General features: G+C 58.4%; 12 protein-coding genes. 3 read left to right on the top strand and 9 right to left on the bottom strand.

Features of this window, described 5'->3' with window-relative positions; all coding sequences use genetic code 11:
- Positions 1-213 precede the first annotated feature (213 nt).
- Positions 214-429: a YgdI/YgdR family lipoprotein gene (locus tag ACYZT1_RS13535; protein ID WP_462015225.1), complete on the top strand. Its 216-nt coding sequence runs from the start codon at positions 214-216 to the stop codon at positions 427-429.
- A gap of 102 nt (positions 430-531) precedes the next feature.
- Here ACYZT1_RS13535 and ACYZT1_RS13530 read toward each other — a convergent pair whose 3' ends face one another.
- The 4 genes from ACYZT1_RS13530 to ACYZT1_RS13515 all read right to left on the bottom strand — a co-directional run bounded on the left by ACYZT1_RS13530 (position 532) and on the right by ACYZT1_RS13515 (position 4,335).
- The gene (locus tag ACYZT1_RS13530) at positions 532-1,617 is read right to left on the bottom strand and encodes a polyamine ABC transporter substrate-binding protein (protein ID WP_462015224.1); all 1,086 of its coding nucleotides are present in this window, start codon (positions 1,615-1,617) and stop codon (positions 532-534) included.
- Between the two features lie 62 nt (positions 1,618-1,679).
- A complete protein-coding gene (locus ACYZT1_RS13525; RefSeq protein ID WP_462015223.1) occupies positions 1,680-2,021 on the bottom strand; it encodes a cupin domain-containing protein in 342 nt (113 codons plus the stop codon).
- 41 nt (positions 2,022-2,062) lie between these two features.
- Positions 2,063-3,469, bottom strand: a complete 1,407-nt coding sequence (locus ACYZT1_RS13520; protein ID WP_462015222.1) for an NAD(P)/FAD-dependent oxidoreductase — start codon at positions 3,467-3,469, stop codon at positions 2,063-2,065.
- Positions 3,470-3,519: 50 nt separating this feature from the next.
- Positions 3,520-4,335, bottom strand: a complete 816-nt coding sequence (locus ACYZT1_RS13515; protein ID WP_462015221.1) for a helix-turn-helix domain-containing protein — start codon at positions 4,333-4,335, stop codon at positions 3,520-3,522.
- 264 nt (positions 4,336-4,599) lie between these two features.
- Between ACYZT1_RS13515 and ACYZT1_RS13510 the strand changes: the two genes are divergently transcribed.
- Entirely contained in the window at positions 4,600-4,881 is a 282-nt protein-coding gene (locus ACYZT1_RS13510; protein ID WP_462015220.1) for a DUF1652 domain-containing protein, read from the top strand.
- Positions 4,882-4,948: 67 nt separating this feature from the next.
- On the opposite strand, the gene ACYZT1_RS13505 is transcribed toward ACYZT1_RS13510, so the two are convergent.
- Positions 4,949-7,411: a UvrD-helicase domain-containing protein gene (locus tag ACYZT1_RS13505; RefSeq protein ID WP_462015219.1), complete on the bottom strand. Its 2,463-nt coding sequence runs from the start codon at positions 7,409-7,411 to the stop codon at positions 4,949-4,951.
- Between the two features lie 234 nt (positions 7,412-7,645).
- On the opposite strand from ACYZT1_RS13505, the gene ACYZT1_RS13500 reads away from it, so the two are divergent.
- Positions 7,646-8,341: a pirin family protein gene (locus ACYZT1_RS13500; RefSeq protein ID WP_462015218.1), complete on the top strand. Its 696-nt coding sequence runs from the start codon at positions 7,646-7,648 to the stop codon at positions 8,339-8,341.
- A gap of 98 nt (positions 8,342-8,439) precedes the next feature.
- Here ACYZT1_RS13500 and pgm read toward each other — a convergent pair whose 3' ends face one another.
- The 4 genes from pgm to ACYZT1_RS13480 form a co-directional block, all read right to left on the bottom strand.
- On the bottom strand, positions 8,440-10,086 hold the full coding sequence (pgm, locus tag ACYZT1_RS13495; protein WP_462015217.1) for a phosphoglucomutase (alpha-D-glucose-1,6-bisphosphate-dependent): 1,647 nt from the start codon (positions 10,084-10,086) through the stop codon (positions 8,440-8,442).
- 109 nt (positions 10,087-10,195) lie between these two features.
- Complete coding sequence (locus ACYZT1_RS13490; protein WP_462015216.1) at positions 10,196-11,596, bottom strand: aminotransferase-like domain-containing protein; 1,401 nt, start codon at positions 11,594-11,596, stop codon at positions 10,196-10,198.
- A complete protein-coding gene (locus ACYZT1_RS13485; protein WP_462015215.1) occupies positions 11,593-13,068 on the bottom strand; it encodes a hypothetical protein in 1,476 nt (491 codons plus the stop codon). The genes ACYZT1_RS13490 and ACYZT1_RS13485 overlap by 4 nt, the downstream gene beginning before the upstream one ends.
- 562 nt (positions 13,069-13,630) lie before the next feature.
- A complete protein-coding gene (locus ACYZT1_RS13480; RefSeq protein WP_462015214.1) occupies positions 13,631-14,653 on the bottom strand; it encodes a zinc-dependent alcohol dehydrogenase family protein in 1,023 nt (340 codons plus the stop codon).
- Between the last annotated feature and the right edge of the window lie 227 nt (positions 14,654-14,880).

Raw genomic sequence — 14,880 nt, 5'->3', positions numbered from 1 at the left:
ACAGGGCCATGGCGAGCGAGTACTGGTTATGCGTACAGATACCAGCTGTGCACGGTGGGGCGCAAATGGAAAAGGATAAGCGGCATGGATATTTCAGTTTTTTTTGCGCGCAGGTAGAACTTTCCAGTGATCCGCCGCACCAACCGCGTCAGGTACAGTACCGATTGCTGCAACGACGCGATCGCATTGTTTTTTTACGGATGAGAGGTAGTCATGAATATCAAAAAGCTGGGTTTGCCCTTGGTCGCCGTCGCTGTTCTGGCGCTGGCCGGTTGCTCGACGCAAACGGTGGTGACGCTGCAGAACGGTACTCAGTACCTGACCAAGGACATGCCGAAAACCGAGACTAAAGATGGCTTTTACGAGTTTGAAGACATCTCCGGGTCCAGGGTGAAAGTTCGCGCTGATGAAGTGGCGACGGTTCGCTAGGAAGACTGAGCCCGAGGCTGATTGGCGGCAGTCATCCAGGGAGGCAAGAATTTACAGCGATATCAAACGTCCGACAGGCCCTCGATCCTTACAAAATATGCCTCAACTCCCGGTCCGGATCTTGTTCCACAACCGCATCCGAATCCGGTCGATGTTCAGCGGCATGGCCTCCAGCGCAAACAACTTGCCCATCATTTCCGGACTCGGATACACCTTGGTGTCATTCTTGATCGCCGGGTCGATGAGGCTGTCCGCCTGCTCGTTGCCATTGGCGTAATGCACGTGGTTGGTGATGCTGGCGGTCACGTCGGGGCGTAGCAGGTAGTTCATGAATGCGTAGCCGGCCTTTTCGTCCGGGGCATCCGCCGGCATTGCCACCATATCGAACCAGATTGGCGCTCCTTCCCTGGGAATGGCGTAACCGATCTCTACACCGTTTTTCGCTTCCTTCGCCCGGCCATCCGCTTGCAGGATGTCCCCGGAGAAGCCCACCGCCACGCAGATGTCACCGTTGGCCAGGTCGCTGGTGTATTTGGACGTGTGGAAATAGCTGACGTAGGGGCGGACCTTCATCAACAACGCTTCAGCCTTCTTGTAGTCTTCCGGTTTTGTACTGTGGTGAGGCAGCCCGAGGTAATTCAATGCGGCGGGCAACATCTCCGGGCCGTTATCGAGAATCGCGACACCGCACTTCTGCAGCTTTTGCATGTACTCGGGTTTGAAGATCAGGTCCCAGGAATCCACCGGCGCATGATCGCCCAACACTTCCTTGACCTTGGCAACGTTGTAACCGATGCCGGTGCTGCCCCAGAGGTACGGAAAGCCGTGCTCGTTGCCCGGGTCGTTGGTTTGCAGGGCCTTGAGCAAAGCCGGGTTGAGGTTTTTCCAGTTCGGCAGCTGGCTCTTGTCGAGTTTCTTCAGCGCCCCGCCCTGAATCTGTCGAGCCATGAAATGGTTGGAGGGGAACACCACGTCATAGCCGGATTTACCGGTCATCAACTTGCCGTCCAGGGTTTCATTACTGTCGTAGACGTCGTAGCTGAAACCGATACCGGTTTCTTTCTGGAAGTTCTTCGTGGTGTCCGGGGCGATGTAGTCCGACCAGTTGTAGATTTTAACGGTCTCGGCCGCATGACCGAGGGTCGCGACCAGTGCAAGGGGGGCCAGTGTCAGTGTCTTGCGGTTCATGCGTCGATTCCTGTAAGGGCTTTTGTCTTTTTTAGGCTGGCAGGCAATCAAATGACCAAGGTTCAGAAAATCAAAACGTAGCTCTTGCGCACGGTTTCCTGGATGTCCCAGAGACCGAGGCTGTTGGCCGGCAACATCAGTGCGTCGCCGGCTTCTATGTGCAGGGTTTCACCACCATCCGGGGTGAACGTGCAGCGGCCCTGAATGAAATGGCAGAACTCCTGGGCGACGATCTGGCGCCGCCAACGGCCCGGAGTGCACTCCCACACGCCGGTTTCGACGCCATCGTCGTGTTCAACGGTGGTGGTCGACGCCACCGCGACCGGTGTGCCCAACGGTACGGCCACCGGATTCGACGCGTGCAGCTCAAGGGTGGCGGTGTTTTTGAATTGCGTGATGCTCATAGGGTTACCTCGATGAAGCCTTTGAATGAAAAGCTTGGTGATTACTGCATGAGACTTTCCATGAACCCGGCCACCCGGCTGGACAGCGCGCGCCGCCAGGGTGGGCTGGCCGGATTGGCCAGCGTCTGGTCCTCGTGGACGAAGCTGCGAATGATCGCGTTGTAACCGAGCCAGCGGCAGGGTTCCGGTTCCCAGGCCTTGAGCGCCTGGAAGCCGCCCTGAACGATCACCCACGGCTGACTGACCAGTTCGCTGTCGCGCTGCAAAATCAGGTCGGCCAAGGTGCGGCCGGCCAGGTTGCTGGCGCCCACGCCCTCGCCGCCGTAACCGCCAGCAAGTGCGATGCCGCTCGCCTGGTCGCAGAGCATGTGCGGCTTGAATCGGCGCGACATACCCAGATTGCCACCCCAGGCATGGGTAATGCGCACGTCCTTGAGCTGAGGGAACAGCTCGCTGAACAGGTAGCGGCGCAGTTCGACTTCGCGGGTGGTCAGGTCAAAGTCATGCCGCAATTTGCCGGCAAACTGATAACCACCGCGGGCGCCGAATACCAGACGGTTGTCAGCGGTGCGCTGTCCATAGGTGACTTGACGGCTGCTTTCGCTGAACGCCTGACCGTGGCTCAGGCCGATCTCGTCCCAGGTCGCAGCGCACAGTGGCTCGGTGGCCACAATCAGGCTCTGCACCGGCAACTGATAGCGGCCCAGCGGCGGCAATGTGGTGGCGTAACCTTCTACGGCCGGCACAACCCAACGGGCGCGAACCCGAGCCTTGTCGGTGCGCAAGCTGCCCGAGCGCCAATGGGTGACCGCACTGTTTTCGTAGATCTTCACGCCCAAACCCTCGACCGTCCTCGCCAGCCCGCGCACCAGTGTCGCCGGATGCAGCGTTGCGACGTGCGGGGTGTAGATGCCGCCGTAAGGTTTGGCCACGCGAACCTGTTGCGCCAGTTGCTCTCGATCAAGCCAGCGATAATCGCGCTCTGTGAGGCCCTGGCTGTACAGTTTGTCGAGGTATTGACGCAGGCTGGTTTCCTGCTCGGGATAGCGCGCAGCGCAATACAACGCGCCGCCTTTGCGGAAGTCGCACGCGATGCCTTCGCGTTCAAGGACCACTTCCACCTCATCGGGAATGCTGTGCAGCAGATCGTAAGAAGCGCGACGCCGCACCGGCGACAGATCAGCCAGCAAGCGGTCTTCGCCAAGAATGTTGCCCATCAGCCAGCCACCGTTGCGCCCCGACGCACCGAACCCGGCAGTCTGTGCTTCAACGATGGCGATGGTCAGCTCGGGGGCCAGACGTTTGAGGTAATACGCGGTCCAGAGTCCGGTGTAACCGGCGCCGATGATCGCGACGTCGACATCCAGATCCTGCTCCAGCGTCGCACGCGCCAGTAGCGGCTCTTCGAGTTGGTCCATCCATAAACTGATGTTGCGCCACGCCGACATGCCAGACTCCGCCAATCAAACTTCGATGGCGTCGATCCTAGTGCGTGGTCTCAGGAATTGTCTTGCGCGCGTGCCCGCAAAGAAATTTGTTTGGCGTAAGCCTTTGGCGACTCGCCAGTGTGCTGGCGAAAACAGCTGTAGAACGCCGACAAGGAATTGAAACCGGCGGCGAAGGCCAGGTCGTCTATGCGCACCGGCGGTGCGGTCGTGTTCAGCGCCGCGAGCAAGTGCTGCAAGCGGGCCTGGTTGACGTATCGATAAAAACTCTGCCCGAGCACCTGGTTCAGTAGATAGGAAATCTGATTGCGGCTGTACCCACACTCCCTGGCCACCCTTTGCAGATCGAGCGTGGGATCGAGATACGGTTGCTGGCGCTGGAAATACTGTTGCAGGTCATCCGCCATGAAGCTCAACTGGCGCGGCGACAACCCGAGGCGACTGACCGCCGGCCGCTTGGTAACGGCGCTCGTACGGGCGTTCTGTTCATGCACCAGGGACGCATACTCATTGACCCGCCAGATCAGGCCGTCACGAACGGTGATTGCCTCGCTGGCACGGAACGACACCAGGCCTTCACCGCCACGCAGGGTGATGCGGTATTGAATGAACGCCGTGTCGCCGTCCAGCCGAATCCGGTCCGAGTGCTCAAGTGCCTCGTCCGGGTCGCGCGGCATACTGCTGCGCACGTACTCGCGCAATTCATCCAGGCCCATGACCCGGTCCTGGAAAAAGTCGTTGTATTGAACGTCGGGGTGATACAGCGCCATCACCCCGTCCAGATCCCGGTGTTTCCAGCGCAGGTGATAGCGCATGACGGTGTCGCGGGTGATCCCGGTTTGCAGCGGACCCTCTTCATCGGCTTGCATGGACGGCTCTGTTACGCAAAAGCCGAGCTTGCCGAAATTCCCTGCCCTGATCAACGATCAATCGCTGGTGGGGGTCCTGAAAAATACCTGGACGCCGCGACCTGCATCAAAAAAAATTGAACCAATCGCCAAACGGCCTGAAAAATCCACATTAATTTCACATGCAAATGCTACTTTTAAGGGCAATCACCGGTTGGGCCAACGACGGCTCTTCCCTCCTAACATGAGCTAACGGAAGCGCTCGATGATGCAGGTGGGCCACACATGAACAAAGGCTTCAGCAACAAGGTTACCTTTCCAAATGCCTGCCAGCTCATGCGCTGGCATTTTCACCCTATGGGTTTCGAGGCGAGCATGGATGCGCCGGGCAGCATGATTGCCCGTCTGTTCGATCGTGCCAGTGGCGAGACCCTGATCGCCATTGCCGGCATACCCTGTGCGACGGTGATGAATGCTGCGGATGTCGAACGGATTATCGAGGCGGTGGAGGATGAGCTGGAGTCGTTTGTTCCTTCTGCTGCGCTGCGCATGCACAGCTATGCTTGAGTCTCAGTACGCGATCCTGTAGCAGCGGGCGCAGCCTGCGTCCGGCTGCGACAGGGCGCGGTGTCTCTTAATTGCCTCGATGATCGATGAAGAACGGCTTGTTCTTGTCCACCCGATCAGAGGCCTTGGGCATATTCGCCGCTTGAGTGTCCGACGCATCCACGTACCAATAGCAATGGCTCACCGCCCGGGTGATGCCGACGTAAGCCAAACGCAAAATCTCGTCCTTCTGCGCATTATCGTAAGCTTCGTTGTCCCCGGCCTTGCCCAACCCGGCCATGCGGTACACCTGATTTTTGAACGGCGAATTGGTCAGGTGCTGGCAATCGCCCAATAGAAACACGGCATCCGCCTGCAGGCCCTTGGCACTGTGATAGGTCAATTGCTTCAACCTGCGCGACGCGTACGGCAAACTCGAATCAACATTAATTACAGGCTGAATATGCTGCTCAATCAATAACCTATCGCTGCTTTTTCGATACAGCATGAGGATCGAATCGCCGCGTTCGTAGTGATCCATGAGCTGCCTGGCGAGTCCCTGATCATTGCGCTCCAGCACATGGACGGGCAGCAGCGGTTTCGCTTCTGCGCTGGCCTTGGCCTTTTTCCCGGCGATCGCGGGCGCCGCGCGAACAATGTGTTCGGCGGCGTCAATGATGTGCTGATGACTTCGGTAGTTTTCGCTGAGCATGACTTTACTGGTGCTCGGCGACGGGAATTCCCTGTTGAATTCCATGAAGTACGTCGGCGAACTGCCGCGCCAGCCATAGATCGATTGCCAGTCATCCCCTACACACAGCAACGATGAGCGCTGCGCGCCGCGCCCCACGTGCATCGCCGGGCCGCGGCTGCGTATTTCAGCAAGACTGGCGCGAATCCACGAGACGATCTGCGGCGAAACGTCCTGAAATTCGTCGATCATCAGGTGCGACATTGGCCGCAACAACTCGTCGCTCAACAGCTTAAGATTTTCCGGAGAATGCTCGCTGAACAAGGCGAACATGCGGTTGTAGGTCATTATCGGCGGCTTGTGGTCCAGCAGATGATCCTCCAGCGCACGCCAATACAGGCTCAAAGCTTCAAAGAAAAACCGGTCCGGATCGTCTTTGGCAAAACTCATCCGGCCAACAGCGTCGGGCACATCCAGCCCCAGGTTTTCGATGAACCCGGCGGCCGCAACAAAACAGTCCAGCAATGGCGCGGAACCCAGCTCGCCTTTCACTTTGTATTCGAAGCCCGGGCCGGCGCTGGCATCGCCAGCCAACGAAGCTAAAACGCGCTTGGACATTTCATAACTGTCCAGCCATATCAGTGGCTTACGGCAGAAAGCTTGAAACAGAGTGCGCTTTACCGCCCATTCTGCGCGGAGCGACAATTTGGACCCCGGCCGACCGACCTGCGGGTTTTCGCGAGGATCGAACCCCAGCACCACCCAAGCGTCCAGGCTCGGGATGTAGCCATGGCTGTGAAAGGTAGAACCGTTGATCTCGAACGTCTGCCGCTTCGGCTCAATGCCTTTGATCGGCCAGGCGTCGGCGCGAAACCACAAGTCCTCGATCAGGTCGCAGAGTTCTTCGTCGCGTCTGGCCGCCAATTCGGTCACAGCGACGCGTTTTTGCACGTCGGGATGGTCGCGCTCCAGCTCCTTGAGCTGCAAGGCATGCCGGGACAGCGGTTTGATCAACTCGCGGAATCGTTCGTCACGCGTATGCAATTGGTGATAACAGGCGTTGAGCTGCTGACGCTGCGCGTCGTTGATGCGCAGGTCGAAGGGATTGCTGTCGACCTCCTCCTCCCGACCCTGGGCGCGATGACTGAGGTTTTCGAAAGCCTGCAGACGTTCGAAACCCGGCAGGCTGCGGACCATCGGCAATATGCGCGAATGGAACGTGCGCACCAGCTCCCGAGCTTCTCCGAGACTGACTACCCGCCCCCACAGCGCGAATAATTCGATCAATTTGTTGATGAAGTCTTTGCGCGACTCTCGGGTAAACGTCACCACGGTCATCGAACTCAGCTCAAAGCCCAGGTAGTGGCTGAGCAACAGAATGCGCAACGCCAGCGTAGTGGATTTGCCCGCTCCAGCACCGGCAATCACCGAGGTCGATGGCGTATCGCTGAAGATCATTTTCCACTGCGCGGCGCTGGGCTGCGCGTGGGGTGCCAGTAGTCGGGCAACGTCGGCCTTCATGCGCTTCTTCAGGTCCGCCGTCAACGGCAGCCGCCAGTCGTCGAACAGGTGGTCATCGATGTTCGGCGGACGGTGATCGGTCGAGCGTGAGTCGCGGATCAGTAATACCTGCCGCCCCTCTTCCAGCCCTTCAATCCTGCCCTCCTGATAGCCGTAATCAACGCCAGCGCTATGCCCGCTGCGAAAACCGTCAGCTTGCCCGTGAAGCCAGGACGCCCGGTGCTGGGCGCGCAGGCGGGTCAGGCCATGCCCGAAAAATCGTGCGGCCAGACGTTTAAGTAACGGCATCTCGGCCAAGGGGCGTAGTTCGGGAGGAAGATCGGGGGTGTGTTGCGGCACGCGGACTGACTCCAGGGTGTGAGGCTGTGAAGCCATGGTGTGCGTTTTTGCCTTTCAGTTCCAGTGAATTGCTTACAGGTCATTGGCTTATGCGACGAACTGAAGGTTATGAGCCAACAAGCTGATTTATTGAAATATCGGTGTTATCGATCATAACACTGCAGTTTTTACGCTTTTTATCGATGCGTATCTGATTGATGATGCTCGCCATTACCACCTATCGAGGAGACGAACATGCTCGAACTCAGACCTTTCAATCGACTGGGCGGTGCCCATCACGGCTGGCTGGATGCCCATCACCATTTTTCGTTCGCCGAGTATTACGACCCTGACCGCATGAACTGGGGCAACCTGCGGGTGTGGAACGATGACATCATCGCTGCTGGTACCGGTTTCCCGAAGCACCCTCACCGGGACATGGAAATCATCACTTACGTGCGTGAGGGGGCAATCACCCACGAGGACAATCTGGGCAACAAGGGGCGCACCGAAGCAGGTGACGTGCAGGTCATGAGTGCCGGCACGGGGATCGCTCACAGCGAATACAATCTGGAATCGAGCGAAGCCAAAATCTTCCAGATCTGGATCATTCCGAACGAAGCCGGCGCAGCACCATCGTGGGGCGCCAAGCCCTTCCCCAAGGGTCAACGTGAAGGCTTTGTGACTTTGGCCAGCGGCAAGTCCGGCGACGATCAGAGCCTGCGTATCCGTGCCGACGCGCGCTTGGTGGCTGCCAACCTGAAAGCTGGCGAGTCGGCGGAATATCGGCTGGACAATGGCCGTCGCGCTTACCTGGTTCCGGCGACCGGGGTCATTGAAGTCAATGGTTTGCGTGCACAAGCTCGAGACGGTGTTGCAGTGGCTGATGAGCAATTGCTCAGAGTGACCGCGGTCGAGGACAGTGAGATAGTCTTGGTTGACCTGGCTTGATTGAATGCACGGGCAAAAAAATGGGCGACCTTCGACGGTCGCCCTTTTTTGCATCAGGTTCAATCTTCAGTGCACGTGCTGGCGTATTCGCCGGTCCGTCATTTACCCGAAATGGCGCCATCGACCAATGTTTGCGCCTCGGCCACCAACTGTTTCAAATGCTCGTCGCTGACGAAACTCTCCGCATAAATCTTGTAAATGTCTTCGGTGCCGGAAGGACGCGCCGCGAACCAGCCGTTTTCGGTCATGACTTTCAAACCGCCAATGGCCTGGTCGTTGCCCGGGGCATGACTGAGAATGCTCTGGATCGCTTCACCTGCCAGTTGGGTGGATTTCACCTGGTCCGGTGACAACTTGCTCAGCAACGCTTTCTGCTCCGGATTGGCCTTGGCGTCGACGCGCACCGAGAAAGGTTCGCCCAGTTCATCGGTCAATGCGCGGTAAGCCTGGCTCGGGTCACGGCCGGTGCGCGCGGTCATTTCTGCCGCCAACAATGCAGGGATCAAACCGTCCTTGTCAGTGCTCCAGACGCCGCCATCCTTACGCAAGAATGACGCGCCGGCGCTTTCTTCGCCGCCAAAACCCAATGAGCCGTCGAACAAGCCATCGGCAAACCATTTGAAACCGACCGGCACTTCATACAGGTGACGGCCCAGACGCTTGGCCACGCGGTCGATCAAACCGCTGCTGACCACGGTTTTACCGACGGCGGCATCGGCGCGCCACTGCGCACGATTGCGGAACAGGTAATCGATACTCACCGCCAGATAGTTGTTGGGAGCGAGCAAACCGCCCGACGGCGTAACGATGCCATGGCGGTCGTGATCCGGGTCGCAGCCGAACGCCACATCAAAGCGGTCCTTCAAGCCAATCAAGCCTTGCATGGCGTGGCTGGACGAAGGGTCCATGCGAATCTGACCATCCCAATCCACGGTCATGAAGCGGAAAGTCGAATCGACCTGTTGGTTGACCACTTCCAGGTCCAGTCGATAATGCTCGGCAATTGCCGACCAGTAACGCACCCCTGCTCCGCCCAACGGGTCTACGCCCAGGCGCAGTCTGGCATCGCGAATGGCGTCAAAGTCGATCACGTTGATCAGGTCGGCGACATACGTGTTGAGGTAGTCATGGCGGTGAGTCGTGCTCGCCTTCAGCGCCTGCTCGTGGCTGATCCGTTTGACCCCGGCGAGCTTGTTGCCCAGCAGCTCGTTGGCCTTGGCCTCGATCCATTTGGTGATGTGCGTATCGGCCGGGCCGCCGTTGGTGGGGTTGTATTTGTAGCCACCACTTTGCGGCGGGTTGTGCGACGGCGTAATCACGACGCCGTCCGCCAGGCCCGAGGTGCGGCCGCGGTTGTAGCACAGAATGGCGTGGGAAATGGCCGGGGTCGGTGTGTACTCGTCACCTTCGGCGATCATCACCGTCACGCCATTGGCCGCCAACACCTCCAGTGCGCTGGCGCCGGCCGGAGTCGAGAGCGCATGGGTATCGATGCCGACGAACAGCGGACCATCGATGCCCTGGGCTTCGCGGTACAGGCAAATGGCCTGACTGATGGCCAGAACGTGCCATTCGTTGAAACTCAGGTCGAACGAGCTACCGCGGTGTCCGGAGGTGCCGAATGCCACACGCTGGGTGGAAATGCTCGCGTCGGGCTGACCGGTGTAATAAGCCGTCACCAGTCGCGGGATGTCGACCAACAGTTCTGCCGGTGCCGGTTTACCCGCAAAAGGACTGAGTGTCATGCAAAAACCTCTGGGAAAGAGTGGTTCAGGAAGTGGAAGGCAGTTTACTGGCAGTTTGACCGCAACGCGACGGGATCGATCCAACAGCCTCGGCAGACAGGCATGCGCCTCAGTCCAGAGATTCCAGGCGCAAGGCGTCACCGAGCAAACTCAATGCGGTGCCGAGATCATGATCGCCACCAAACGTATGGCTCAGGCGCAGATGCTGAGAGTGCAGACCTTGCAGGCTGAACAGTTCACCCGGCGCGATGACCACATGGTGCGTGAGCAGTCTTCGAAACACCCGGCGCGTATCCACCTGGCGCAGCGAACGCACCCAGACCGTCGCGCCTCCTTGCGGCTCGACGAAATGCAAGGCATCGCCCAGGCGTTCTTGCAACAGCTGTGTCATGTGGCCCTTGCGCTCGTTGAGCAAGCGCCGCAATACCTGCAGATGCTGGTCGATTCGACCGTTACTGAACAGCCGGGCGATGGCTTTTTGGCGAATCGGCGACAGACGAAACGAACGCAGCAGAAAATGTCGCTGGAAGGCGTCGCTGAAATGACGTGAAAGCACGAACCCGTAAGGCGCCTCCGAGCCGAGAATTTTTTCCAGTGTCGAAAACACGATCAGCCTGTCCGGGTCCAGCCAATCGCGAAAGCGTGCGCCGTGCGCTTCAAATTCCAGTTCGGCATAACAGTCGTTTTCCAGCACCCAACTGCCGTGCCGTTCCAGCAGGCGCGCAACTGCCTGCCTGTTGTCGTCGGGCGCCTGACTGCCGCGTGGCATGCTCACCGCAGATGAAACCATCACCAGGCGCACTGGCCGGGTCTCCAGCAACGCTGTGAGCTGATCAATATCAACACCACCCTCGGCTTGCAGCGGTAATTCAATCACGTTGACCCCCGCCGTCTGAAACAGACGCAGAATCACCCAGTCACAAGGTGACTCCAGCAGCACCGTGGCGTCTTTGAGGCCAAGCACCGCGATGAGTATTTCCAGCACGCCGCGCAGGTCCGCACCGATATACACATCATGGGCATGCCAGCAGCGCAGCGGCGAAGTGGTATAGCGGGCCGCCAGTGCGGCACGCAATTGCAGTTCTCCGCAAGGTTGCAAAAGGGTATGTGGCTGGCGTGGATACTGGCGCAGCAATTCTCTTTCCAGCAACAGCAGAGGATTGTCCAGAGGTTGCAGCAACGCCGGTTCATCGGCGCTCAAGACCAGCATGCCTGGGCGACGGGCGCTGGCATACACCGTCTCGAGCAAGTCACGGCCACTGTCCAGCGGATCGATCGAGGACACCGGCAACGCGAAGTAGCCGGATTTGGCTACTGAAAAGACGCGCCCCTCCTTTTCCAGCAACGAATACGCGTACTGAATAGTCGATATCGATACATTCAAGCGATCCGCCAATTGTCGCAGTGACGGCAAACGGACCTGCGTGTCGCTGCCAGGTTCATTGATCAAGTGGGTGAGGTATCGATACACCGCTTGATAGGCGAAGTCGGTTTCGCGTGGTCCTTTCAACGCCCTGCAGACCATTCACCCGCCGCCGCGGCCGTACCGTCCCCGACACTGGCGTTTTCCACGGCTGTGAGTTCAGTTGCACGCCCTTCGCGCTCGGGCGCAGGGCCCATGTGATAGAGCGTGCCGATCAGGTTCACCGGTAAACCGCTGACATCGACCATCCATTGCATAATCTGATCCGACACCGGATGCCCCTGCATGGCCCGATGCAAGTCAGGCATGGCCACCAGCATGCCGGGATGACACTGACGCAGAAAACGCTCCAGTGAAGCGCCCCTTTCGTTAAAGGGAGCAAACAGCAGACACACCAGTTGCGCCTCGCTCAGTCCCAGGCTCTTTTGCGCGTCTGCTGCCGCATGAGCACGGCGTTCCGCAGCCCTGGCCGGGTTGCCGAAGGCTTCCACCGCCAGATCGCACAATCGCTCGGGCACCTGCCGACGACGCATCAATACCAGCGCGCGCTGCAGATACTCGGTTACACCTGATTCATAACTTCGCCCTTGCACAAAGCACGCATGCAAACCGCGCACATGGGCTGCTATCCACGGGCTGACGCATTCGTTATCCCCCAGGTGGGCCCAGAATTCGTCAGGTTGATAACCCAAAAATTCGGTCAGCAGGGGCCAGCGCTCTTCCAGGTTGCTGACGAGAATGTCCTGGATGTCGACGTATGAAGTGCGACGGCATTCTTCGAACTCCTCGGCCGGGCGCCATTGCGCTTGCGCTTGCCTGGTATAAAGCGCGCGATAGCAGTCATTGCCGAGTTCATCGAGCACGTCGAAAAGCTGCTCGAAGCCATCGTTCCCCGGCGTGCAAATCTGCACCCCGACCTTGGCGGCCGCCCGCTTCACTGCATCGATGTAGAGCCTTTGCTGACGCAGGTTGTCGCTGCAGACCAGGGCATCGACGCCGCCCCGCCAGCGTGCGACCTGCCCATAAAACTCCCCGGTGGCCAGATAGTGGTCGTCCCAGATATTGATCGGCTGGTCCCACACCCGACGATGGCCCACCATCAGCAGATTAAGGCGATTGGCTTCGCGCCCGGCATTGGAGATCGTTGCATGCGGATCGAACGCCAATACCTGGCGATGATCGACCACCACCACTTCGACCCGCGGGTCGTCGTGCAAGAACAGCGCACTGTAGCTGCGCTGGATGTTCTCGCGGGCCGTCGGGCTGGTGCCATTCAGGCGCAAGGAGGCCACGCGCAGCTGAAACGTGACGGGTGCGCGTCCGGCAATACTCAATTGAGCCGCCCGTAGCAGCGCCAAGGTATGGCAGCTGTCGCGAGTGCCGTTCTGAATGGTCAGAACCTTGTATTCGCCGATGCGTTCCATGCCGCCTGCGGCGAGGACCAAACGCTGTATCAACAGTTGTAATGCCGTGCGCTCGGCACGGGAGAAAAAACCAAGCAAGCGCTGGAGCACTTGCTGATAGACATAGTTCATCGCCTGATCATGAATACTGGTCATCTTGTTTACCTGATGCTTGTAAGTTCTATATCACGCAACCACTGAAAAGCTCTGCGCGACGCATTGCCGGCCACTAATAAGTGCGGGTCTTGATTGTCAAATGCTAGCACTTAACTTCGGGTTTAATTATTCAGGGTGCCTGAACGTTGCACGCAACCCGACGACCCACGAATGGCTGGAAAGCCTTGTGGTGCCGGGGTTTTGCCCGACAGGAAACCGTCCTAGGAAATATCCCACAGCATCCCACAGACAATGAGTACAACAAATAAAGAAAGATATAGCAGAGGATATTCTGGAAGCGGCATAACACTGTACGACTGTTCGCACGTATATCAACGTCACGCAATGAAAAGTATCACCATGATACTCAGCCATGACTCATTCCTTGAGATGAAAATATTCATTCAATTATCAGGGCTTGAATGCTGATTAGAAGATACAGATGGAGAGCAAAAACCGGTTCAGTTGCTGAACGGGTGAAACCGACGCGCCACGGGAGTACGGGAGGTGGCTTTGCGGGTGGCGAAAAAAAGTCCGTGCTGGCACGGACTTTTCAAAAGGTTTACGCAGGTTCGATCTCAAGGGCCACTCGCTCGCGGCATGGACACTCGTCCATATAGCGATGCGCTTCGACGAACTCGGCAAACGGAAATACCCGGGTCTTGAGCGGCAGCAGCACACGGTCTGCGGTCAGCTGGTTGATATCGCGCAATGCACGTTGCAGGGCCACTTGATCCTGAATGATGCCCAGCTCCGGTTTGCCGGTGAAATTACCGATGCAGTGCACGAAAAACTGAATGTTCTTCTGGAACGCTGCACACGCCGGGAACGGCGTCTGGTTACCGCCCTGCAGGCCATACAACACCAGGCTGCCACGCGGCGCCAGTACATCCCCCAACAGCGACATCTGCGGGCCGCCGAGACCATCGAACACAACGTCGACGCCACGATTGTCGGTAATCTTGTTGATCCGCAGCAGCAGATCCTCTTCCTCGGTGACAATCACTTTCTCGGCACCCAGCGACAGCAGGTATTCGCGCTCATCGGCGGTCTTGGTCGCGGCAATCACTCGCACGCCCAAGGCTTTGCCCAACTGCACGAACGAAGGTCCCGCGCAGTGACTGGCGTCCGTCACCAGGGCGAATTGACCCGGCTTGACCCGCGCCAGATCCGTATAACCGAAATAGGCGATCAAGAGCGGCGTGTAATGCACGCTGGCCTCAACCGGGCTGAGCACATCCGGGTAACGTGTCAGTGCGGTGCGCGGCAGTACGATCTGCTCACCGTAGACCGGATAATCGTTGGGGCTCTCGGCCGGGAAACTGGCGACCTTGTCACCGATTTCGAGGTCCTCGACGCCCTCGCCAAGCGCCGTGACGACGCCGGCCATTTCGTGGCCCAAGCCTGAAGGCAGCCGAGCATGGGACGAGGCCAGGTTTTGACGCCAGAGCGTGTCATACCAGCTGATGCCAATCGCTTCGACGCGCACCTGCACTTCGCCGGGCGCCGGCAGAGCGGCCGCATGCTCTTCGCATTTGAGCACCTCGGCCGGACCAAACTTGTGAAAACGGATCGTGCGTGACATCGCAAACCTCGTCAAATAAACCTCTAATGCCCTGAACTCTATATGGGCTTTGAACCCAAGACCATCAGTGGCCATTAATAGTCGACATGCCTGTCATTGATTCGCAACATCTGCAGCATCGGCAAAGCAGTGTAGGAAGCCGGGAGCCAGCTTCGTAGGAAATCTGAATTTACCCGGTGCAGAGTACCAGTCTTTGCCCGTAATATTCATGCCGGCCATTGTTCCCA

The sequence above is a fragment of the Pseudomonas sp. PB3P13 genome, from assembly GCF_054897735.1.
Note: the sequence above shows the minus strand (reverse complement) of the source record. Positions and strands in the feature narration are given on the sequence as shown.